This is a genomic window from Deinococcus aestuarii (assembly GCF_018863415.1).
In the GTDB taxonomy this organism is placed as follows: domain Bacteria; phylum Deinococcota; class Deinococci; order Deinococcales; family Deinococcaceae; genus Deinococcus; species Deinococcus aestuarii.
The window spans coordinates 1-22,255 of record NZ_JAHKSN010000023.1; the positions used below are offsets into that span (position 1 = coordinate 1).

Below are 22,255 nucleotides of genomic sequence, written 5' to 3' on the forward strand. Positions count from 1 at the left end.
GGCAGTCGACGTGGGAGTAGTGGCGGGTGGGGGTGTTGTACTCGACGTGGGCGGTGTTGATGGTGATGCCGCGGGCCTTTTCCTCGGGGGCCTTGTCGATCTGGTCGTAGGCCAGCTTCTCCACCGTCGGGTCCGCCGCCGCGGCGGTGAAGGTGATCGCCGCGGTCAGCGTGGTCTTGCCGTGGTCGACGTGCCCGATCGTCCCCACGTTCACGTGGGGCTTCGTCCGCTCAAACGTTCCTTTTGCCATGTTCTCTGCTCCTCCAAGCGGTGGGCCCATGCCAGTTCGCCCCTTCGGCCGGGTGCGGGGGCAGGGTCCACATTGGGTTGATTCCCGCCGGGACCACGGTTGGTCTCACGGCACGTTGCGCCGACGCTTTTCAGCGCACCGAAGGCCTAGCTTAGCGGAAAAGGCGGGAGAAGGCAAGTCGGGCTGGGCCGAGCGGCGCGTGCCACACAGACAAAGAGGGGCTGCCCACCCTCCCAGACGGCCCCTCTCCCCGGCTGTCGTGGCCTCCTACCTGCTCGTTTGCACCAGGGCGCTCCCGCCTCCGGCCCGCACCGGCTCGGCCGCCGCCGTGACCGTCCCGTCCGCGTTGAAGCCGATGGCCGTCAGCCGCCCGATCTCGGGGGTCGGCGCCCACCGGTAGCCCAGGGCGGCCAGCCCCTGAGCGAGCGGCGCGTTCTCGCCACCCAGGTCCACCCCGGTCGTCGCCGCGTTGCGCTGCGAGAAACGGGGGACGGTGAAGGCCTCGGCCAGGGTCCGCTTGCGGTCGATCACGTCGAAGAGGGTTTGCAGCACCGTGGTGATGATGGTCGAGCCGCCGGGGCTCCCCAGGGCCATCACCGGCTTGCCCTCCCGGAAGACGAGGGTGGGGCTCATGCTGGAGCGCGGCCGCTTGCCCGCCTCGGGAACGTTGGGATGCGGCGCCACCGCGTCGAAGTCGGTCAGCTCGTTGTTGAGGAGAAAGCCGTGGCCCGGCACCACCATCCCGTTGCCGCCGATGGACTCGATGGTGAAGGTATAGGCGACGATGTTGCCGTCCTTGTCGCTGACGGTGAGGTGGGTCGTGTCGTTGCCCTCGAAGCCCGCGGGGGCGGGGCGCAGGGGGTAGCTCGGGTCAGCCTGGAACTTGAAGGGATCGCCGGGCGGCACCGAGCCGGGCGCGGCCTGGGCGCCGATGAGGGCCCGGCGCTCGGCGGCGAACTCCCGGCTGAGGAGCCCGTTCCGGGGCACGTCCGTGTACTCGGGGTCGGCCATGTACGCCCCCCGGTCGGCGAAGGCGAGGCGTGAGACTTCGAGGTACTTCTGATACGCCTCGGTCTCGCTCAGGGCCGAGAGGTCGTAGCCCTCCATGATGTTGAGCGCCTCGGCGATGGTGAGGCCGCCGCTGGAGGGGGGCTGCATCCCGTAGACCGTGTAGCCCCGGTAGGTGCTCACCACAGGCGGGCGGACGCGGGCCTCGTAGTTGGCGAGGTCGGCGGGCGTCATGTTGCCCCTGCGGATGTTCAGGGTGTTGCCCGGTGCCACGGGCGGGTTGTTCACCGTCGCCGCGATGGCCTGGGCGATCTCGCCCGTGTAGAAGCCCGCCGCCCCCTGCCGGGCGATGGTCTCGTAGGTGCGGGCGAGGTCGGGGTTGTTGATCCGCCTGCCCAGGGCGGGGGGTTGCCCGTCCGGCAGGTAGAGCGAGGCGGTACTCGTGAAGGCGCGGAAGCGGGCCGCGTTCTCCTGCACCTGGCCCCGGTAGTTCCCGTCCACGACGAAGCCGTAACGGGCCGTCAGGATGGCCGGGTTGAGGACGCGGCGCATACTCAGTGTTCCGTACCGCGACAGCGCCTCCTGCCACCCGCGCACCGTGCCGGGCACCCCCGCCGAGAGGCCGCTCGTCACCCGCTCGTCGAAGGGAATGGGCTGCCCGTTCTCGATGAAGACGGTCGGGGTAAAGGACGCCGGGGCCGCCTCGCGGTGGTCGATGGTGACGACCCGGTTTTCCCGTGCCAGGTAGATCACCATGAAGCCGCCGCCCCCGATCCCGCAGGAGAAGGGTTCGGTGACGCCCAGGGTCGCCGCCGCCGCGACCGCCGCGTCCACGGCGTTGCCGCCCGATTCCAGAATCCGCATGGCCGCCCGGCTCGCGTCGAGGTCCACCGTCGACACGGCCCCGCCCGTCCCGGTCGCCAGCGGCACCTTGTTCCCCGCCGATCCGGTCTGCGCCTGCGCCACGCCTCCCAGCAGCAGAGCGGCCCCCAGCAACACCACGCCTCGTTTCATGTGTGCCCCCTCTCCCCTCTCTGTGCGGGGGAATCACCATAACAAAGCCGCCGCCCGGGGAAGGCGGCGCATGAAGGTTCGGAGACCCGGCTACCGGCTGGTGTACCGCTGCACGTCCCGGTCAAAGGCGCCGATCAGCATGAAGATGCCGAGGATGGTGCCGAAGGGGAAGTTCAGCAGCGAGAGCACGCCGAGCACGATGCTGGCGACCCGGCCCCACGACCGCCCCTCCAGCACCGCCCGCCGCGTGAAGTACAGCAGCAGCACGAAGGCCGCCGTGATGACAAAGGCCACCCACAGCACCGACGTGACCTGTTCCGGCGTGAGCGTCAGGGCCGCCCCGCCCGTCTGCCGAGCCGTATCGGCGAGCAGGGTGTTCACGAGCCCGCCCGCGAAGGGCAGGAAGAGCAGCGAGAGGGCGTTGAGCACGAGCTGGATCAGCAGGGGCACGGTGATGAAGGAGAGGCGCGGGGGCCGGGAGACGGGTGCGGTCATGCCCGCAGCCTAACGTGCCGGGCGGGACGGCACAAAGAAGAGGCCGCCCCCACTGGAGACGGCCCCCGAACCCCCGAGAGGGTTACTTCTTCATGAGCTGCTGGGCGAGGTTGTTCGGCACCTGGCTGTAGTGGTCGAAGAACATCGAGTAGCTCGCGCGGCCCTGGGTCATGGAGCGCATGTCGGTCGCGTAGCCGAACATCTCGCTGAGGGGCACGAACGCCTTGACGATCTGGGCGTTGCCGCGCGCCTCCATGCCCTGAATCTGGCCGCGGCGGGAGTTCAGGTCACCGATGATGTCGCCCATGTAGTCCTCGGGCACCGTCACCTCGACGCGCATGACGGGCTCCAGCAGCGCCGGGGCGCCCTTCTGCACCGCCTCCTTGAGGGCCATCGAACCGGCGATCTTGAACGCCATTTCGCTGGAGTCGACCTCGTGGTACGAGCCGTCGTAGAGGCTGACCTTCATGTCCACGACCGGGAAGCCGAGCATCGGCCCGGACTGCATGGCCTCCTCGATGCCCTTCTGGGCGGGCGCGATGAACTCGCGGGGCACGGTGCCGCCCACCACGATGTTCTCGAACACGAAGCCCGCGCCGGGCTCCAGCGGCTCGGCCTTGATCTTGACGTGGCCGAACTGCCCGCGACCGCCCGACTGGCGGACGAACTTGCCCTCCACATCCACGGCCCGCGTGATCGTCTCGCGGTACGCCACCTGGGGAGCGCCCACGTTCGCGTCCACCTTGTACTCGCGCTTCAGGCGGTCCACCAGGATTTCGAGGTGCAGCTCGCCCATGCCCGAGATGGTGGTCTGGCCGCTTTCCTGGTCGGACTCGACGCGGAAGGTCGGGTCCTCCTCGGCGAGCTTCTGGAGCCCGACGCCCATCTTCTCCTGGTCGGCCTTCGTCTTGGGCTCGATGGCGAGCTTGATGACGGGCTCGGGCACGTCGATGCTCTCCAGCAGCACGCGGTCCTCGCCGTCGGCGATCAGCGTGTTGCCGGTGCCCGCGTCCTTGAGGCCGATCACGGCGCCGAGTTCACCGGCCTTGAGTTCGGTGACCTCCTCGCGGGAGTTGGCGTGCATCTTCAGCAACCGGCCCACGCGGTCCCGCTTGTCCTTGGAGGCGTTGTACACGTAGGAACCCGACTGCATGGTGCCCGAGTACACGCGCACGAAGGTCAGGCGGCCTACGTAGGGGTCGGCCATGATCTTGAACGCGAGCGCGGCGAGCTTGCCCTCGGGGTCGGCGGGGAACTCCACCGTGTCCTCGCTGTCCTCCAGCTTGCCGCGAATGGCGGGCACTTCGAGCGGGCTGGGCAGGTAGTCGATCACGGCGTCGAGCAGAAGCTGCACGCCCTTGTTCTTGAGCGCGCTGCCGCACAGCACCGGGAAGATGCGCTGCGCGATGGTGCCCTGACGAAGGGCGGCGACGATCTCCTCGACGGTGGGTTCTTCCCCCTCGAGGTACTTCATCATCACGGTCTCGTCCACCTCGGCGGCGGCCTCGATCAGCGCGGCGCGCATCTCGGTCACCTTGTCCGCGAACTCGGCGGGCACGTCGTGCTCCTGGATCTCGGTGCCGAGGTCGTTGGTGTACGTGTAAGCCCGCTGGCGCACGATGTCGATGATGCCCTTGAACTCGTTTTCCTCGCCCATCGGGTACTGCACCGGGGCGGGGATCGCGCCCAATCTCTCGCGGATGTCGCTGAGCACCAGCTCAAAGCTCGCGCCCGTCTTGTCCATCTTGTTGGCGAAGGCGATGCGGGGCACCCCGTAGCGGTCGGCCTGACGCCACACCGTCTCGGACTGCGGCTCCACGCCCTGCGAGGAGTCGAACACCGCGACCGCGCCGTCGAGCACGCGCATGGACCGCTCGACCTCGATGGTGAAGTCCACGTGGCCGGGCGTGTCGATGATGTTGACGGTGTACTCGTCGTCGGTGCCGGAACGCTTCCACTTGGCGGTCGTGGCGGCGGCGGTGATGGTGATGCCGCGCTCGCGCTCCTGCTCCATCCAGTCCATCGTGGCGGCGCCGTCGTGGACTTCGCCGATGTTGTGGGTGCGCCCGGTGTAGTACAGGATGCGCTCGGTGGTCGTGGTCTTGCCCGCGTCAATGTGCGCGGCAATCCCGATGTTGCGGAAGTGGGTGAGGTAGCTCTGGGCTTTGGTGGTCATAGGACTCCCTATTCTCGTGGATGACGCCCTCGCGTCACCGTGAGGTCGAGCGCTCGCCGGGCAGCGAAACGGGACAGCGGGCCGAAAAGCCGCTGTCCGGTCACGCTCTTCAGCGGGGTGCTGGCCTTACCAGCGGTAGTGCGCGTAGGCGCGGTTGGCTTCCGCCATGCGCTCCACATCGTCTTTCTTCTTGATGGAGCCGCCTCGGCCCTGCGCGGCGTCCATGATCTCGCCCGCGAGACGCTCGATGGCGGTGCGCTCGGGACGGCCCTCGGTCGCCGAGAGCATCCAGCGCAGCGTCAGGCTCTGCTGGCGGCGGACGCTCACCTCGACGGGCACCTGGTAGGTCGAGCCACCGACGCGGCGGCTGCGGACCTCGACCCGGGGCTTCACGTTGTCGTAGGCCTGCTTGAAGACCTTGAGCGGCTCCTGGCCGGTGCGCTCCTGCACGAGGCGGCAGGCCCCGTAAAAGATGCGGCTGGCGAGGTTCTTCTTGCCATCCCGCATGATGCGGTTGATCATCGCGCTCACCAGCACGTCCTGGTACACCAGGTCCGGCTGGATGGGGCGCACTTCTGCTCTGCGGCGACGTGCCATGCTTTGCTCCTTATTCCCTGACTCGGTACATGGGCCTCACCCCCGGGGGGACGGCCTGATCCCGCCTCGCGGCGGGGGCCTTTTGCTCCCCCGCCTGCGTCTCAGCGGGGTCTTACTTCTTCTTGCCGGCGGCGGCGGCAGCGCCCGCCTTGGGCTTTTTCGTGCCGTACTTGCTGCGGCTCTTGTTGCGGTCCTTCACGCCCTGGGTGTCGAGCGAGCCGCGCACGATGTGGTAGCGCACGCCGGGAAGGTCCTTCACGCGGCCGCCGCGGATCAGCACGACGCTGTGCTCCTGGAGGTTGTGCCCCTCGCCGGGGATGTAGGCCGTGACCTCGAAGCCGCTGGAAAGCCGCACGCGGGCGATCTTGCGCAGCGCCGAGTTGGGCTTCTTGGGGGTGGTGGTCTTCACGACGGTGCACACGCCCCGGCGGAAGGGGCTCCCCTTGAGGGCCGGGACCTTGCTCTTCTTGGGCTGGACCGCGCGCCCCTTGCGGAGCAGTTGTTGAACGGTAGGCAGGGCAATCACTCCTAGTCTCTGACAAAAGGGTCTTGTGGGATGGTCCCGCCCACTCCTGGGGGCAGGCACGGGTTGGCGGGCCTGGGAGCCGTGAGGCCCAGAACCCGAGGTGATCGACGCGCCGTGTCGTGACCGTCAGCATCGGCCATCAGCAAGCCTAGGGGCGGCGCGCGTGCCGAGAAACTGATCCGGTGCAACCCTGTCCCGGTCAGTTTTCAACCTGAGAAGTATACCCCGCCGCGCATGGGCAGCGCAAGAACGGCGATTGTGTCAGAGGGCGTCTGACCTCCGTCTCCCCGTGGAGAGGGACGACCCGCCGGTCAGACCTCTTCTACCCTTCCGTCCTCGTGGACGCGCAGGCGGGGCGTTCCGAGGGGGAGGGCGAGGGTAAGCGTTCCCAGATACACCTGCATCCGCTCGGGCATCTCGGAGAGGTGGATGGGCGTGCGGGGCGCGGCGACGAGGCGGTACACGCCCGGCTCGCCCGGCACATGGTCGTACACGTAGGCCCCCCGGCGCTGCGGCGGGGTGAGGTGGTCGTCGAACCCTCCCGCGAGGGCATTGGGCTCCTCAGTCTCGGGGCGGGTGTCGATCCAGACGTGGACCGCTTCCAGGAGTTCCTCCGACGCCAGCGCCGCCTCCGGGACGTGGGGGTCACCCGCCGCCAGAAACTGCGCGACGTGCCCGTGATCGTCGGCGGCGAACCAGTCGAACTCGACCCCCGTGATCTCCTCGCGGGTGATGACGGTGTGGCCTTCCGTCAGGCTCACGCCGCGCCCCCGGCCCGGAAGGCTGCGGCGACGACTTCGCGCGCCTCCTCCATCACCTGCCGCAGGTGGCCCTCGCCCTTGAAGCTCTCGGCATAGATTTTGTACACGTCCTCGGTGCCGCTGGGGCGGGCGGCGAACCAGGCGTGCTCGGTCGTCACCTTCAGGCCGCCGATGGGCTCACCGTTGCCGGGGGCGCGGGTCAGCTTGGCGGTGATGGGGTCGCCCGCCAGGGTGGAGGCCGTCACCTGCTCGGGGCGGAGGTTGGCGAGGACCTTCTTCTGCTCGGAGTTGGCGGGGGCGTCCTGGCGGTCGTAGGCGGTGGAACCGTACCTCTCCGTCAGGGCGGCGAAGCGTTGAGAGGGCGTCTGCCCCGTCTTCGCGGTGATCTCGGCGGCGAGGAGGCCGGGGATGAGGCCGTCCTTGTCGGTGCTCCACGCGCCGCCGTCCCGACGCAGGAAGCTCGCCCCCGCCGACTCCTCACCGCCGAAGCCGAGGGAACCCGTCAGCAGGCCCTCCACGAAGTATTTGAAGCCGACGGGCACCTCCACCAGCCGCCGCCCGATCCCCGCCGCCACCCGGTCGATCAGGGCACTGCTCACGAGCGTCTTGCCCACCCCCGCGTCCGCGCTCCAGCCGGGGCGGTTCTGGAAGAGGTAGTCGATCATGACGGCGAGGTAGTGGTTGGGGTTCATCAGGCCGTCTGCGGTCACGATGCCGTGACGGTCGGCGTCGGGGTCGTTGCCCACGGCCACGTCGTAGTCGTCCTTCAGCGCCAGGAGGCTCGCCATCGCCCAGGGGCTGGAGCAGTCCATGCGGATCTTGCCGTCGCGGTCCACGGTCATGAAGGCGAAGCGGGGATCGACCTGCTCGTTCACGATGGTGAGGTTGAGGTCGTACTGAGCCTTGATCGCCTCCCACACGGGCAGGCTGGCCCCGCCGAGCGGATCGACGCCCAGCCGGACGCCGCTTTGCCGGATCGCGTCGAGGTCCACGACCTCGCCGAGTTCGGACACGTAGGGCGCGATGAAGTCGAAGGGGTCGAGACCCGCCAGCGCGTCGTCGAGATTGACTCTTCTCACCTCGCGCAACCCACCCTCCAGGATCGCGTTCGCCCGGTTCTGCACGGCCCTTGTGATGTCGGTGTCGGCGGGGCCGCCGCTGGGGGGGTTGTACTTGAAGCCGCCGTCCTGCGGGGGGTTGTGACTGGGGGTGATCACGATGCCGTCCGCCGTGCCGCCCTGCCCCGCCCGGTTGTGACCCAGGATCGCGTGGCTGATCAGCGGCGTGGGCGTGAAGAAGCCCGGCTGGGCACGCACCCGGACCCCGTTGGCGACCAGCACCTCCAGCGCCGTCATCCAGGCGGGCTCGCTGAGGGCGTGGGTGTCGAGTCCCATGAACAGCGGCCCGGTGATGCCCGCCGAGGCGCGGTGTTCGGCGACGGCCTGGGCCACGGCGAGGATATGCGCCTCGTTGAAGGTGCCGTTCAACGAGGTTCCCCGGTGCCCGCTCGTGCCGAAGGAGACCCGCTGCGCCGCGTTGCCGGGATCGGGCCGCGTCTCGTAGTAGCGGGCGACCAGGCGGGGGATGTTGGTCAGTAGGCTCTGCGGGGCTCTCTTACCGGCGAGGTCGCTGGGGGTCATGGGGGCAGTTTAAGCAGAGGGGCGCGGGCGGGCTCCCTTCGGGCAAGACAGCGTGAACACGGACGCGGAAAGGCCCGCTCCCCTCCTGTTACCCTCGGGCTATGCGCGAGTTTCTCAACGACTGGTGGCGCCTGATCAAGCTGACCGCCCTCTCGCTGGCGATTCCGGTGATGGTGTGGCTGCTGCTGGTGTGGGCGGGCGTGCTGCGCTAGGCCCCGCTGCGGACGACCCTCCTGCGAGTGACAGCGTGGAAGCACTCCCAGCGCCGTTTTCTGTGCCTGCGTGATACGGTCCGACCATGACGGGCAATACCAAGAGGGCGGGCGCAACACCCGGGACGGACAGCTTCGAGCACGCCCTGGTGCTGGAGACGGCGCGGGTGACGGAGGGAGCGGCCCTCGCCGCGAGCCGCTGGGTCGGCATGGGCGACAAGAACGCGGTGGACGGGGCCGGGACCGAGGCCATGCGCGAGCTGCTCAACTCGCTCGATATCCGGGGCACGGTGGTCATCGGCGAGGGCGAGATGGACGAGGCGCCCATGCTCTACATCGGCGAGCAGCTCGGCACCGGGCAGCACGAGGTGGACATCGCCGTGGACCCGGTGGAGGGCACGGTCGTCACCGCCAAGGGGCTGCCCAACGGCCTCGCGGTGATCGCCCTTTCCGAGCGGGGCGGGCTGATGCACGCGCCCGACTGCTACATGGACAAGCTCGTCGTGCCGCCCCCCGCCGCCGGGCGCGTGAACCTCGACTGGCCGGTGGAGGCGAACCTCAGCGTCCTGGCCCAGAGTCTCGACCGCGACGTGGAGGACCTGCTCATCACCATCCTCGACCGCGAGCGCCACGCGGACCTGATCCAGAAGGTGCGGGGGGCGGGAGCGCGCGTGAAGCTGATCGGCGACGGGGACGTGGTGGCGAGCCTGGCGGTCGGCGTGCGCGGCACGGGCGTCCACGCGCTGATGGGCTCGGGCGGGGCGCCCGAGGGCGTGCTCAGCGCGGCGGCGATGAAGTGCCTGGGCGCGGAGATCCAGGGCCGCTTCATCGCCGAGGACGACGCGATGCGCGAGCGGTTCCGAACGATGGGCGTCGACGAGGAGCGCGTCTACAAGACGAACGACCTCGCCTCGGGCTCGCAGATCGTCTTCAGCGCGACCGGCATCACCTACGGCGAACTCCTGAACGGGGTGCGCCGCTTCGGCGGTGGAGCCAGGACCCACACCCTCGTCATGGGCTACGCGAGCCGCGTGGTGCGCTTCATCGACTCCGTGCACCTCGAAGACGACGGGGCGCGGGTGACCATCCGGGTCTGAACGTGACCCGCCGCCCCGGGGCTCGGCCCCGAGAAATTCACCGATCATTGAACGTTGAAGAAGGTGGGGCCGGGCGTTAGGGTGGGGCCATGACGAACCCCACTCCGGTCCGCATGACGATCCTCTACTACTCGACCTACGGGACAAACCACCAGATGGCGGAGGTGGCCGCCGAGGCCGCCCGGGAGGCCGGGGCGGAGGTGCGGCTCGTGAAGGCGCGCGAGACGGCGCCGCAGGAGGTCGTGAACGGCCAGGACGCCTGGAAGGCCCAGCAGGAGCGCACGGCGCACGTGCCGGAGGCGACCGCCGCCGACATGGAGAACACGGACGCCATCATGATCAGCACGCCCACCCGCTGGGGCGGCGCGGCGAGCCAGCTCCGGGTGTTCATCGACACGCTGGGCGGGCTGTGGGCGTCGGGGGCGCTCGCCGACAAGACCTTCAGTTGCATGACGAGCGCCCAGAACCCCAACGGCGGGCAGGAGACGACCATCCAGACCCTCTACGTCATGGCGGCGCACTGGGGCGCGATCATCGTGCCGCCCGGCTACACCGACCCCGCGATCTTCGCCTCGGGCGGCAATCCCTACGGCGCGAGCGTCACGGCGAACGGCCAGCCCCTCAGCGAGGAGGACAAGGCCTCCATCCGCCACCAGGCCCGCCGTCAGGTCGAGATCACCCGCAAGCTGAAGGGCTGAGGCGAGGGTCCAGGGACGCGCTCCGGGGAGACCTGGGGCGCGGTTTTCGTCTTAACGAGGAGAGAGGTCGCGGAGGTACGCCCCGCGCGGGTCGGCCTGGGCACGCAGCCCCGCGAAGGGAAGCGTGACCGTCTCCGCACACGCCGCCACGACGTGCGGCAGGCTCGTGGGCGTGAGGGCCAGACCCTCCGGGGTGAGGTGGGCCGTGAGGTCCAGATCGTTGCCCGTCAACACCTCCCGGCACTCGGCGTCCGCCCCGCTGCGGGCGAGGTACAGGGTTCGCAGGCGCGCAGGCGTGAGACTCGGCCAGATCGCCGTGACGGGCACCGGGCGGCCCGTGGCGCGGTCGAGGATCAGGCCCACGTCGAAGCCGTCCGGGTGGGCGCCGCCGCAGTAGTAGCCCGCGTTCTCGAACAGGCTGACGAGGCGGGGGCTGCGGAAGGTGACCCGCGCGCCCAGCACGTAGGCGTCCTCCCCCGCCCCCTCCAGCCCCGCCCGGCAGTCGAGGGCGTTCGCGGCGTGGAGGAGCTGCCGGTCTTGCAGGGCGGCGTCGAGGGCCGGACGCCCACCCACCACGCGCGGATAGCGCACGCCGCTCAGCGCTTCCCGGACGCGGGTGCCCCCCGCCTCCTTCACCCAGGCGCGGTTGAGCTTGAGGAAGGCGAGCGGGTCGGAGGTTCGCAGCCTCCGCAGGCCGGGGGAACCGGGGAGGTTGAGAGGCAGGCGCGTCACGTCCAGGGGGGCGAGGGCGACGGGGAGGGTCCTTCCCCCGTCCGGGCTGGTCCAGCCCCCCCGCAGGCCCCTGCCGTCCCGCTCCAGGCGCAGGCAGCCGGTAACCTTCGTGCCCGAGAGCGTCCAGACCTCCTCCCGCAGGAGCAGGGTCTCCCGCAATCGGGTCGGCACGAGCCCGATATTCACGCCCCGCCGCTCGTAGAAGTACCGGGCCTCCCGCCCGTCCTCCCCCAGACCGAGCCGCAGGGCGACAGGCTGGCCGCCGAGCGTTCCCCGGAAGACCCCCGCCCGGGCCCAGGTTGGCGCACCCGCCTGCCCCTGACAGGAGGCCGGGGCGCCCCGGGCGAGCGCGGACGAGGCCAGCGTCAATCCCACGATCACACCGAGCCTGTTGTGCATGGGGTCAGCGTACCCCCGTCGCCACCGGACCTACCCGCCCCGCACGTCGAAGGTGCCCGAACGCAGGAGCGCCGCCTGACCCTCCCCGAACGGGGTGTGGAGGACGGACCACCGGACGGCGGCCTCCACGTCGTACGCCGCCGCCCGGAACCCGGCCGTCCACCCGTCCCGGCGCAGGTCGAGCAGCGTCCAGCGGGCGCGCGGGTCGCCGTCCACCTGATCGCTCACCGCGCCCGCATTCACGACGAGGGTGTCGCCCACACGCGTTGCGCCGGGACGGTGGGTGTGCCCGCACAAGACGACCTCGGCGGCCAGCGGCTCCACCCGGTCGCGCAGCTCACGGGGCTCGCGGGCGCGGTAAAAGCCCCCGCCCGCCGGGTCCGGCTGCCACACCCACAGCAGGCTGTCCCAGGGGCTCTCCGGCGTGCCGTGACAGGCGAAGAGGGCGCCGTCCAGGGCCCGTGCGCTCAGGGGCAGGGCGGCCAGCCGGGCGAGCAGGGCGGCGTCCACGTGCGCCTCCAGCCACTCGCCGTACAGGCGGCTCAGCGGGGAACGGCGCCCGCCCGGCCACAGCTTTTCCTCGTTGTTGCCGCGCACCTCCAGCGCCCCCGCCGCGGCGAGGTCCGCCTGCATGGCCGCCGCGCGGGCCGGGTCCGCCGAGCCCTCGACCTGATCGCCGAGGTTGACGACGAGATCGGGGGCCGCGGCACGCACCTCCCGCAGCACGGCCTCCAGCGCGAAGGCGTTGCCGTGCACGTCGCCGATGACCGCCACCCTCACCCGGACAGGCTACCTCCCCCGCCCGCTACCATGCGGCCCATGAGCATCCTCCCCGACTGGCGCATCCGCGACCTCGCCCGCGCGGGCATGATCGAGCCCTTCGAGGACCGTCTGGTGCGCACGGCCGAGAACGGGCACGTCATCAGCTACGGCCTGAGCAGCTTCGGCTACGACCTGCGCTGCGCCGACGAGTGGAAGGTCTTCACGAACGCGCACGGCAACACCATCGTGGACCCCAAGGCGTTTGACGAACGGGCTTTTATCGATATTCAAGCGAAAGAAATTATCATTCCACCCAATTCTTTCGTTCTAGCCCGCAGCTTGGAATATATGCGAATTCCAAGTAGTATTATGGTCGTAGCTTTGGGAAAATCAACATACGCACGTTGCGGTATCGTCGCAAACGTAACGCCTTTGGAGCCCGGCTGGGAAGGATATGTCACCCTCGAATTCAGCAACACGACACCCCTTCCTGCCAAGATGTACGCGAACGAAGGTTGTGTGCAGCTCCTCTTCTTCGAGGGCGAGCGGCCCGAGGTCACGTACGGAGACCGGGGCGGCAAGTACCAGAAGCAGACCGGCGTGACCCTGCCGCGCCTGTGACCCGCCCCGTCCCTTAACGTCCGCTGGGATTTTTCTCCTCCGGCCGCGCGGCCCACGTGACAGGCTGCCCCCATGCCAGACAAGGACGACAAGAACAAGGGCCACACCAGCCAGCCCGGCGAGTACGAGCGCAACAAGCAGGAGGTCCACGAGCGCGACAAGGGCGGCAAGCCCTCCTTCAAGGGGGCCAACGACCGAGAGGCGGGGGGTGCTCGCAACACCGAGCACGACGGGCATAAGGAGAAAAAGGACGTGGAGGAGGCCCGCAGCGTTCCCGCGAGCCAGCAGGGCTGAGGTGAAGGGCCGTTCGGGGGCCGGGCCGGGGGTCCGGCCTCCTCGCCTGGAGCGGGGACCGGAGGCTGGCGGTCCCCCCACCCCCAGCCTCCTCGCCCTCGCCGCCCTGTTCGTGGGCGCGGGGGCGCTGCACGTTCTGAGGCCCGGGCCCTTCGACCGGATCGTGCCGCCGTGGGTCCCCATGTCCCCGCGCACGGCCACCCTCGTGAGCGGCGCGGCGGAGATCGCGGGCGGGCTGGGATTGCTGCACCCCGCCACGCGCCCCGCCGCCCGAGTGGGCCTGCTCGCGCTGCTCGTCGCCGTGTTTCCGGCGAACGCGGGGATGGCGTGGAACGCGGAGCGGTTTCGGCCCCTGCCCGAGTGGGCGTTGTGGGCCCGGTTGCCCCTCCAGCCTCTGCTGATGGTGCTCGTGTGGAGGGCGGGGAGGACGACCTAACCCACCCGCAACTCCTCCAGCGCGGCGCGGAAGGCGGCGGGAAGCCCGGTCGGTCGGCGGGTCTCCCGGTCCACGTAGACGTGGACGAAGTGGCCCTGGGCGCAGGCCGTGTCCTCCCCCTCCCGGAAGACGGCGAGTTCGTAGCGAACGCTGCTGCGCCCCAGGTGCGCCACCCGCACACCCACGCTGAGGGTCTCGGGGAAGGCGGCGGGGGCGAAAAAGACGCAGCCCGTCTCGACGACGAGGCCGATCACCCCGCCCCCCTGCACGTCGAGCGCCCCACGGGAGGCGAGGTAGGCGTTCACGGCAGTGTCGAAATAGGCGTAGTAGGTGACGTTGTTGACGTGGCCGTACACGTCGTTGTCGGCCCAGCGGGTCGGGGTCGGGTGGTGGTGCGGATACGCGGCGCGCGCTGCGGGGGTGGACCGGGCCATGCGCCGAGCCTAGGGCAAAGCGACCCAGGGAGCATCGACGCCCCCCTCCGGGCCAGGCGAAAAGACGCCGAACACTCCGGCATCTTCCCGTCGGTGGCCGGGGCGGCAGGGGTCAGGAGGGGTCGGCCTTCCTCCCCCCGGTGGGGCGGGAAACCGTCAGGGAGGAGCTGAACACCCCCAGGCGCGGCAGCACCCAGCGGTCGAGGCCCCACCACCCGGCCACCCGCCAGCCGAGCACCAGCCACGTCGCCAGGATGAACAGGACGGGGTTGGTCGAGAGGGTGCCCGCCAGCAGGAAGTTCGCGTTCATCAGCCCGCCGAAGAAGGCGGCGAGGCCCGTCAGCAGGCCCAGGACCAGCGCGAGGCCGACCGCGACTTCACCGAGGGCCACGAGGTACGAAAACAGCGTGGCGTTCGGCAGCGCGACATTCTCGATGAACCACGCGTACCATCCCGAGACCGAGGGACGCTCCCCGCCCGCCCGCTCCAAGGCGCCGCGCAGGAAGCCGGTGATGGCCGTGCCCGCCTGAGACCCTACCCAGGCGGAGTCGGTGACCTTGTGCCAGCCCGCCTCCAGCCACTGCCACCCCACGTAGATGCGGATGAGTGCCCAGAGGGGAGCGAGGCGCGTGTCGGCGAAGAGCAGGCGGGAGAGCCAGGGTTCATTCACGGTGCGAACCGAAGTGGTCGTCATGGCGGGCTCCTTTGGGGGGCAAGGTCCCCAGCCGGATCGTCCCGCCGCCCCATTACCGCAGCGTTACGGGCCATGTGACGTCCCCTCGCTAGACTGCACCCATGGACAAGATGGTGATCACGGCGGCCAGGCGCACGCCGATTGGAAGCTTTCTGGGCAGCCTCGCCGAGGTGAGCGCCGCCGACCTCGGCGTGACGGTGGCGAGGGCAGTCTTGGAGGGCGTGCCCGGGGACGACGTGGCGGACGTGATCGTCGGGAACGTGTTGCAGGCCGGGCAGGGCATGAACGTCGCCCGGCAGATCGCCGTGAAGGCGGGGCTTCCCGAGCACGTCCCGGGACTGACGGTGAACCGGGTGTGCGGCTCCGGGCTCCAGGCCGTCATCTCCGCCGTGCAGGGCCTGCGGTCCGGCGACGGCAGGCTCTACCTCGCGGGCGGCACCGAGAGCATGAGCCGCTCTCCCCACCTCCTCCCCCGGTCCCGGCAGGGCCACCGGCTGGGGCACGCTCAGCTCGTCGATTCCATGCTCTCCGAGGGCCTGACCGACGCCTTCCATGACGTGCACATGGGCGTCACCGCCGAGAACATCGCCACCCAGTGGAAGCTCAGCCGCGAGGAGCAGGACGCCTTTGCGCTGGACACCCAGCGCCGCGCCGCCCGGGCCATCGAGCTCGGGCACTTCAAAGACGAGACCGTGCCCGTCGAGGTGCCGGGCAAGAAGGGGCCGACCCTCTTCGACACCGACGAATACCCGCGTGCCACGACGCTGGAGGCCCTCGCGGGGCTCAGGCCCGCCTTCAGGAAGGACGGCACGGTGACCGCCGGGAACGCGAGCGGCCTGAACGACGGGGCGGCGATGCTGACCGTGACGACGGGGGAATACGCGGGGGCGAACGGGCTGCCGGTGCTCGCCGAGATCGTCAGCTACGCGGCGGTCGGGGTCGATCCGGCGATCATGGGGATCGGCCCGGCCAGGGCTGTTCCCATCGCCCTGGAGAAGGCGGGGATGACGCTGGCGGACGTGGACCTGCTGGAACTGAACGAGGCCTTCGCGTCGCAGAGTCTCGCCGTGATCCGGGACCTGGGGGTGAACCCCGCACGGGTGAACCTGACGGGCGGGGCGATTGCGCTGGGGCATCCCATCGGCGCGTCGGGGGCGCGGGTGCTGACCACCCTGATCCATACCCTGCGGCGCGAGGGCAAGGAGACGGGCGTCGCCAGCCTGTGCATCGGGGGCGGGATGGGCATCGCGATGGTGGTGCGGGTGAGGTGAGGGGCGGGGTCCTCTCCCCCTAGCATGACCCCATGACCCACCCCTCCCCCGAACGGGCCCTTTTCGCCGCCCTCCAGACGAACGACGAGGGGAATGTCCGCGCGTTGCTCGACCACGACCCCGAGCTCCTGCGCGCCGTCAGCCCGCTGGGCGTCTCCCCCGTCCTCTTCGCCACGTACTACGGGAAGCACGACCTGACCCGGCTGCTGATCGAGCGGATGCGGAAGGCGGGCGTGCCCCTCACCGTCTTCGAGGCCGCCGCGACGGGGGAACTCTCCGCCCTGCGTGAACACCTTGACGCCCAGCCCGACCTCGTGGACGCCAGCAGCCCCGACGGTTTCACGCCCCTCGGTCTCGCCGCCTTCTTCGGGCGGGGGGAGGTTGCCGCCGAATTGCTCGCGCGGGGCGCGGACGTGAACCGGACGAGCACGAACGCGATGGGGGCCCGGCCCCTCCACTCCGCCGTGGCGGGGGATCACACCGCCCTCGCCCTTCGCCTGATCGCGTCGGGAGCGGACGTCCAGGCCTCCCAGCACGGCGGCTTCACGCCCCTGCTCGGTGCGGCGCAGAACGGGAATGCCGTGCTGGTGGGGGCGCTGCTCGCGGCGGGGGCGGACCCGGGAGCACGGACGGAGGGCGGGAGGGGCGCGGCGGACCTCGCCCGCGAGGAGGGGCACGGGAAGGTCCTGGCGATTCTGAGCGGGGCCGGGCACGACGCTGAAGAAAGCCGGAATGCGCCGCCCGCCCGGGGGGAGAACACTGGGCCCATGACGAACAACGGCGACGGACGGCGGATCGACGCCCCTCCCGGCCCTCCCACCGGGGAGCCAGTCAACGAATTGACGGGGCGACCCGACGACCACACGGGCTACCAGGCCCCCGATCCCAAGGACACCTCCCAGCCCTTCTACACGAGCACGCCCGCCGAGGACCGGGTAAGCAGTTCCAACGAGAGCAGGTACGAGCCCGTGGAGATGCCCGACCCCAAGGCGGTGACCGGGCAGTTCGACCACCTCGCCACCCGCGATCCGGAGGCGATGGAACACCGCCTTCAGGCCCCCGAGTTCGCGGGCGCCCAGACGGTGGGCACCGGCCTCGACAGCGCCGTCCTCGACGCCACGGTTCCCGCAGGCCTCGGCGTGAACGCCAGCCTCCTGACCGTCTCCGAGCGCAGGCAGGAGGCCATCGACCCCAACCCCGGCTACACGCCCCCCGCCCAGGAGGTCCCTCCCCACCTCGGCTCCACCCCCGGCGACCTCCCCCCCGGCGTCCGCCCCGAGGTGCAGGAAGCCGTGCAGGGCGACGGCGACCCCAAAGACTCGTAAGTCCCCACCCAAAGCCAAACCCCCGCCACTCGGACGGGGGCTTTTTGCTGGCCGCTCCTCTCTACAGGCTGATCAGGAACGGGTCCTCCAGCGTCTCACAGATCGCCCGCACGAAGCGTGCGGCGTCGGCCCCGTCGATCAGGCGGTGGTCGTACGTCAGCGAGAGGGGGAGCATGTTGCGGGGCTCGAAACTGCCCGTCTCCTTGTTCCACACGGGCTCGAAGCCGCCGCGCGAGACGCCGAGGATGGCGACTTCCGGCGCGTTCACGATGGGCGTGAAGGCGTGGCCGCCGATCCCGCCGAGGTTGGAGATGGTGAAGGTGGCCCCCTGCATCTCGCCCGGGCTCAGCTTGCGCTCGCGCGCCTTGCCCGCCAACTCGTTCAGCTCCAGCACGATCTCGGTGATGCTCTTGCGGTCGGCGTCCTTGAGCACGGGGACGAGCAGGCCCTGGGGCGTGTCCACCGCCACGCCGAGGTTCACGTAATCCTTGTAGACGACCTGCTGCGCGGCGAGATCGAGCGAGGCGCCAAACTTGGGGTATTTGCGCAGCACGTTCGCCACGACCTTCATCAGGATGTGGGTCATCGTGAGCTTGCCGCCCGCCTTCTCGACCCGTGCCCCGAACTGACGCCGCGTTTCCTCCATGCGGGTCACGTCCGCCTTGTCGAAGTGCGTGACCATCGGAATCGTCGTCCACGAGGTCGTCATGGAGCGGATCGTCGCCTTGCGGATGCCGCTCATGTCCTCGCGGCGCACGGTGCCCCACTTCTCGAAATTGGGCAGGGGAGCGGCGGCAGCGGCGGGCGCCTGGGCCGGGGCCGCCGGAGCGGGGGCGGGTTGGGCAGGAGACGGAGCCGGGGCGGGCTGGGGGGCAGGCGCCTTCGCCGCCGCGCTCTGCCGCACGTCCTCCTCGCTGATGCGTCCGGCGGTTCCGGTGCCCTGCACGTTCCGCAGGTCCACCCCCAACTCGCGGGCCAGGCGCCGCACGCTGGGCGAGGCGGGGAGGACCGGGCGACCGTCGAAGGTGGGCGGCGTCGGCGAGGTCGTGGCGACCGTCGGCCCCGGCGTGGCGGCCTGCTCCTTCTGCGCCTCCACCTGGGCCTGCGCGACCCGGTTCGCGGTGTTCGGGTCGTCGGCCACGGCGGAGCTGTCGGGCTCGGCGGCGGGGCCGACCACGCCGGGCGAGTCGCTCATCTGGGCGGTGCTGTCCTGACCGGGGGCAGGCTGGGCGGGGGCAGAAGATGCCCCTCCCGCCAGCGTCAGGATGACTCCACCCACGCTCAGGGAGTCGCCTACCTTCACCCGCACGTCCTCCACCGTCCCGGCGGCGTTCGCGGGCACCTCGACCACGGCCTTGTCCGTCTCGATCTCGATGACGGGTTGGCCTTCGGTGAGGGTGTCACCCGCCTTGACGAGGACCGTGACGACCGTGCCCTGCTCGATGTTATCGCCCACGTCGGGGAGGGTGATCTGGGCGCCGCCCCCTTCACCGCCCGTCCCTTCGGAAGCTCCGGTCGGCTGCCCGGCCTGTTCTTTTTGCGCGTCCACCTGGGCCTGCGCCACGCGGTTCGCGGTGCCGGGGTCGGCGGCGACCGTGGGGGCTTCCGGCTCAGCGGCGGGGGCAGTCGGGGCGCTCGCGGCAGGAGCGGCGTCACCGACCGCCAGAGTCAGAATCGTGCCGCCCACGGGCACGGTGTCGCCGACCTTCACGCCGACGCTCTCGACCGTGCCGCCCTGGCTGGCCGGAACCTCGACGACGGCCTTGTCGGTCTCGATCTCGATGATGGGCTGGCCCTCGGTGATGCTGTCACCGGGGTTGACGAGGACCGTCACGACGGTGCCCTGCTCGATATTGTCTCCCACGTCGGGGAGTTTGATTTCGGTCGCCATGCTGGACGCTCCTTGGAAAACGCTGGAAAGTGCGGGCGGAACAGGGAAAGGAGCTGTGAGCCCCGAGCCGGGGGCCGCTGCGCCCCCATCTTGCTCACAGCTCCGGGGTCTGGGCTTTCCTTAACCCTTAACGCACCGCCGGATTCATCCGCTCGGGGTCGATGCCCAGCTCCGTGATCGCCTTCTGCACCACGTCTCCCTTCACCTGCCCGTCCCGCTGGAGGGCGTACAGGGTGGCGAGGACGATGTGGTTCGCGTCCACCTCGAAGAAGTCACGCAACTCCTCTCGGGCCTCCGAGCGACCGAAGCCGTCGGTCCCCAGCGTCCACAGCTTGCGGTCGAGGTGCCCGTTCAGGCCGTCGGCACCCAGCTTCACGTAATCGCTCACCGAGATCAGGACGCCGGGGGCGTTCTCCTTGCTCAGTTGCGAGGCGACGTAGCTGACCTGCGGCTTCTCGGTCGGGTGCAGCATGTTGTGGCGCTGGACCGCCAGGGCCTCCTGGTGGAGTTCCTTGTAGCTCGTCACGGACCACACGTCGGCGGCGACCCCGTAGGCTTCGAGCTTCTGCACCGCCTCCAGCGCCGCACCCATCGCCGGACCGCTGGCAAGAATCTGGGCCTTCAGCTTGGCCTTCTTGTTCGCGCTCGCCTGGAAGCGGTACATGCCCCGGACGATGCCGTCACGAATCTCCTCGTGGCTGCGCCCGTCCTCCGGCATGGCGGGCTGGACCTCGTTCTCGTTGTCGATGGTGACGTAGTAGAACTCGTCGATCCCGTCCACGTACATCCGCTGGATGCCGCGCTCCACGATCACCGCGAGTTCGTAGGCGAAGGCCGGGTCGTACACCTTGAGGGTGGGCACCACATACGCCTGGAGGAGGCTGTTGCCGTCCTGGTGCTGGAGGCCCTCACCCGCCAGGGTGGTGCGGCCCGCCGTCGCCCCGAACAGGAACCCGCGGGCCCGCTGGTCGGCGGCGGCCCACACCAGATCGCCGATGCGCTGCATCCCAAACATCGAGTAGAAGACGTAGAAGGGGATGGTCGGCACCCCGTGGTTCGCGTAGCTCGTCGCGGCGGCGATCCAGGAGGCCATCGCGCCGTCTTCCGTGATGCCTTCCTCCAGCATCTGCCCGTCCACGCTCTCCTTGTAGGCCATCAACGACCCGGCATCGACCGGCTGGTACGTCTGCCCGCGCGGCGAGTAGATGCCGATGCGCGGCACGAGCGCGTCCATGCCGAAGGTCCGCGCCTCGTCGGGCACGATGGGCACGATGTACTTACCGATGCCTTTGTCGCGCAGCAGCTTGGAGATGACCTGCACGGCGGCCATCGTGGTGCTGACCGCGCGGCCCTTGCTTCCGGCGGCGAATTCCTCGTAGAACTCGCCCGTCGGCACCGTGGGGTGCGGGTAGTCCACGATCCGCTCGGGCACGAAGCCGCCCAGCGCGGCCCGGCGCTCCAGCGCGTACTTGACCTCGGGCGAGTCGGGACCGGGGTTGTAGAAGTCGAGGTGTTCGACCTGCTCGTCGGTGAGGGGCAGCTCCAGCAGGTCGCGCAGGTTCTTCAGGGCGTCGAACTCCAGCTTCTTGACCTGGTGGGCGACGTTGCGCGCCTGCGCCGTCTCCCCCAGCCCGTAGCCCTTCACCGTGCGCGCGATGATGACGGTCGGGCTGCCCCGGTGCTCGGTCGCCGCCTTGTACGCCGCGTAGATCTTCTTGACATCGTGGCCGCCGCGGTTGAGCAGTTCGAGGTCGGCGTCGGTCCACCCCTCGATGAGAGATTGGAGTTCGGGCGTGTTGAAGAACTTCTCGCGCAGCTCCCTGCCCCCGAAGGCCGCGTACCGCTGCGACTCGCCGTCCACCAGCTCCTCGAACCGCTTGACGATGGCGCCGTTGTAATCCTTGGCGAGCAGCTCGTCCCACTTCGAGTCCCAGACGACCTTGATGACGTTCCAGCCCGCCCCCCGGAAGAGCGCTTCGAACTCCTGAATGACCTTGGAGTTGGCGCGCACCGGCCCGTCGAGGCGCTGGAGGTTGGCGTTGAGCACGAAAACGATGTTGTCGAGGTTCTCGTAGGCGGCAAATCGGAGAGCGCCGGTGCTCTGGGGCTCGTCCATCTCGCCGTCGCCCAGGAAGGCCCAGACCTTCGCGTCGCCCTTCTCGCGCAGGCCCCGGTTTTCGAGGTACTTGATGAAGCGGGCCTGGTAGATCGCCTGGATGGGCCCGAGCCCCATGCTGACGGTCGGGAACTCCCAGTAGTCGGGCATCAGCCAGGGGTGGGGGTAGCTGCTGAGGCCGGTGCCATCCGGGCTGAGTTCGCGGCGGAAGTTGTTCAGCCGCGCCTCGCTGAAGCGGCCCTCCAGGTAGGAGCGGGCATAGATGCCGGGGCTCGCGTGCCCCTGGAAGAAGATCAGGTCGCGGCTGACGCCCGCCCCGTGTCCGCGGAAGAAGTGGTTGAAGCCGACTTCCAACAGTTCGGCGCTGCTCGCGTAGGTGGCGAGGTGTCCGCCGATGCCGTCCGACTTCTTGTTCGCCTTGACGACCATCGCCACGGCGTTCCAGCGGATGATGTTGCGGATGCGCCGTTCGAGTTCCAGGTCGCCGGGGTACTCGGGCTGTTGATCGGCGTCGATGGTGTTGATGTACGGCGTGTTCTGCTTGAACTGGATGGGCGCCCCGTGGAAGTAGGCGTAGTGGTCGAGGTCCTCCAGAAGCTGCGCCGCCCGGTCGTCGCCCGCGTGGGCAAAGACGTACGCGAGCGAGTCGAGCCACTCCTGCGTCTCCACGGTGTTGAGCTGGTCGCGTTCCTGCGGCGACAGGCCTGCGCGCGGCGGCAATTTTGTCATGCGGGTAGTCTATGCTCCCGGATTCACCCCTTCCAACAAGGCAAAACCCAATCATTCACCACTCCGGTTGGTGGGTT

Annotated in this window: 21 protein-coding genes; 7 read left to right on the top strand and 14 right to left on the bottom strand. The window is 69.7% G+C overall.

The features are described 5' to 3' along the window. The 8 genes from IC605_RS19990 to pgm all read right to left on the bottom strand — a co-directional run. Positions 1–250: GTP-binding protein (locus IC605_RS19990; RefSeq protein ID WP_246580693.1), on the bottom strand; the 250-nt coding region annotated here is incomplete at its 3' end. Positions 251–517: 267 nt separating this feature from the next. After that, positions 518–2,272, bottom strand: a complete 1,755-nt coding sequence (gene ggt / locus IC605_RS19995) for a gamma-glutamyltransferase (protein ID WP_216328282.1) — start codon at positions 2,270–2,272, stop codon at positions 518–520. Between the two features lie 90 nt (positions 2,273–2,362). Then, a complete protein-coding gene (locus IC605_RS20000) occupies positions 2,363–2,767 on the bottom strand; it encodes a hypothetical protein (protein WP_216328284.1) in 405 nt (134 codons plus the stop codon). 82 nt (positions 2,768–2,849) lie between these two features. After that, positions 2,850–4,943 carry an elongation factor G gene (gene fusA, locus IC605_RS20005; protein ID WP_216328286.1) on the bottom strand — a complete coding sequence of 698 codons (2,094 nt, stop codon included), beginning with the start codon at positions 4,941–4,943 and terminating at the stop codon, positions 2,850–2,852. Between the two features lie 126 nt (positions 4,944–5,069). Beyond that, entirely contained in the window at positions 5,070–5,540 is a 471-nt protein-coding gene (rpsG, locus tag IC605_RS20010) for a 30S ribosomal protein S7 (RefSeq protein ID WP_102126464.1), read from the bottom strand. A gap of 112 nt (positions 5,541–5,652) precedes the next feature. Beyond that, complete coding sequence (gene rpsL, locus IC605_RS20015) at positions 5,653–6,057, bottom strand: 30S ribosomal protein S12 (protein ID WP_102126478.1); 405 nt, start codon at positions 6,055–6,057, stop codon at positions 5,653–5,655. Between the two features lie 320 nt (positions 6,058–6,377). Next, the gene (locus tag IC605_RS20020; RefSeq protein WP_216328287.1) at positions 6,378–6,827 is read right to left on the bottom strand and encodes a hypothetical protein; all 450 of its coding nucleotides are present in this window, start codon (positions 6,825–6,827) and stop codon (positions 6,378–6,380) included. Further along, on the bottom strand, positions 6,824–8,467 hold the full coding sequence (gene pgm, locus IC605_RS20025; protein ID WP_216328289.1) for a phosphoglucomutase (alpha-D-glucose-1,6-bisphosphate-dependent): 1,644 nt from the start codon (positions 8,465–8,467) through the stop codon (positions 6,824–6,826). The genes IC605_RS20020 and pgm overlap by 4 nt, the downstream gene beginning before the upstream one ends. A 298-nt stretch (positions 8,468–8,765) precedes the next feature. Here pgm and glpX point away from each other — a divergent pair, with 298 nt between their 5' ends. Beyond that, a complete protein-coding gene (glpX, locus tag IC605_RS20030) occupies positions 8,766–9,776 on the top strand; it encodes a class II fructose-bisphosphatase (protein ID WP_216328291.1) in 1,011 nt (336 codons plus the stop codon). An 89-nt stretch (positions 9,777–9,865) separates the two neighbouring features. Next, on the top strand, positions 9,866–10,474 hold the full coding sequence (wrbA, locus tag IC605_RS20035) for an NAD(P)H:quinone oxidoreductase (protein WP_216328293.1): 609 nt from the start codon (positions 9,866–9,868) through the stop codon (positions 10,472–10,474). A 51-nt stretch (positions 10,475–10,525) separates the two neighbouring features. On the opposite strand, the gene IC605_RS20040 is transcribed toward wrbA, so the two are convergent. Next, positions 10,526–11,605: a hypothetical protein gene (locus IC605_RS20040; RefSeq protein ID WP_246581099.1), complete on the bottom strand. Its 1,080-nt coding sequence runs from the start codon at positions 11,603–11,605 to the stop codon at positions 10,526–10,528. Between the two features lie 30 nt (positions 11,606–11,635). Further along, positions 11,636–12,385 (bottom strand): metallophosphoesterase family protein, encoded by a 750-nt coding sequence (locus IC605_RS20045; protein WP_216328295.1) that lies wholly within the window; start codon positions 12,383–12,385, stop codon positions 11,636–11,638. Between the two features lie 39 nt (positions 12,386–12,424). Here IC605_RS20045 and dcd point away from each other — a divergent pair, with 39 nt between their 5' ends. From dcd to IC605_RS20060, 3 genes are all read left to right on the top strand, one after another. Further along, on the top strand, positions 12,425–12,988 hold the full coding sequence (gene dcd, locus IC605_RS20050; RefSeq protein ID WP_216328297.1) for a dCTP deaminase: 564 nt from the start codon (positions 12,425–12,427) through the stop codon (positions 12,986–12,988). 72 nt (positions 12,989–13,060) lie between these two features. Beyond that, on the top strand, positions 13,061–13,282 hold the full coding sequence (locus IC605_RS20055) for a hypothetical protein (protein WP_216328300.1): 222 nt from the start codon (positions 13,061–13,063) through the stop codon (positions 13,280–13,282). Between the two features lie 46 nt (positions 13,283–13,328). Then, a complete protein-coding gene (locus IC605_RS20060; RefSeq protein ID WP_425514233.1) occupies positions 13,329–13,718 on the top strand; it encodes a DoxX family protein in 390 nt (129 codons plus the stop codon). Here the strand turns inward: IC605_RS20060 and IC605_RS20065 are convergent. Both IC605_RS20065 and IC605_RS20070 read right to left on the bottom strand, forming a co-directional pair. Continuing rightward, a complete protein-coding gene (locus IC605_RS20065; RefSeq protein WP_216328303.1) occupies positions 13,715–14,152 on the bottom strand; it encodes an acyl-CoA thioesterase in 438 nt (145 codons plus the stop codon). The genes IC605_RS20060 and IC605_RS20065 overlap by 4 nt on opposite strands. Before the next feature lie 112 nt (positions 14,153–14,264). After that, positions 14,265–14,846, bottom strand: a complete 582-nt coding sequence (locus IC605_RS20070) for a DoxX family membrane protein (protein WP_216328305.1) — start codon at positions 14,844–14,846, stop codon at positions 14,265–14,267. 101 nt (positions 14,847–14,947) lie between these two features. Between IC605_RS20070 and IC605_RS20075 the strand changes: the two genes are divergently transcribed. After that, a complete protein-coding gene (locus tag IC605_RS20075) occupies positions 14,948–16,117 on the top strand; it encodes an acetyl-CoA C-acetyltransferase (RefSeq protein ID WP_216328307.1) in 1,170 nt (389 codons plus the stop codon). Between the two features lie 32 nt (positions 16,118–16,149). After that, positions 16,150–17,442 carry an ankyrin repeat domain-containing protein gene (locus tag IC605_RS24850; protein WP_246581100.1) on the top strand — a complete coding sequence of 431 codons (1,293 nt, stop codon included), beginning with the start codon at positions 16,150–16,152 and terminating at the stop codon, positions 17,440–17,442. A 61-nt stretch (positions 17,443–17,503) separates the two neighbouring features. Here IC605_RS24850 and IC605_RS20090 read toward each other — a convergent pair whose 3' ends face one another. Continuing rightward, positions 17,504–19,333 (bottom strand): 2-oxo acid dehydrogenase subunit E2, encoded by a 1,830-nt coding sequence (locus IC605_RS20090; protein ID WP_216328309.1) that lies wholly within the window; start codon positions 19,331–19,333, stop codon positions 17,504–17,506. A 127-nt stretch (positions 19,334–19,460) separates the two neighbouring features. Then, positions 19,461–22,178: a pyruvate dehydrogenase (acetyl-transferring), homodimeric type gene (gene aceE / locus IC605_RS20095; protein WP_216328311.1), complete on the bottom strand. Its 2,718-nt coding sequence runs from the start codon at positions 22,176–22,178 to the stop codon at positions 19,461–19,463. Positions 22,179–22,255 lie beyond the last annotated feature (77 nt).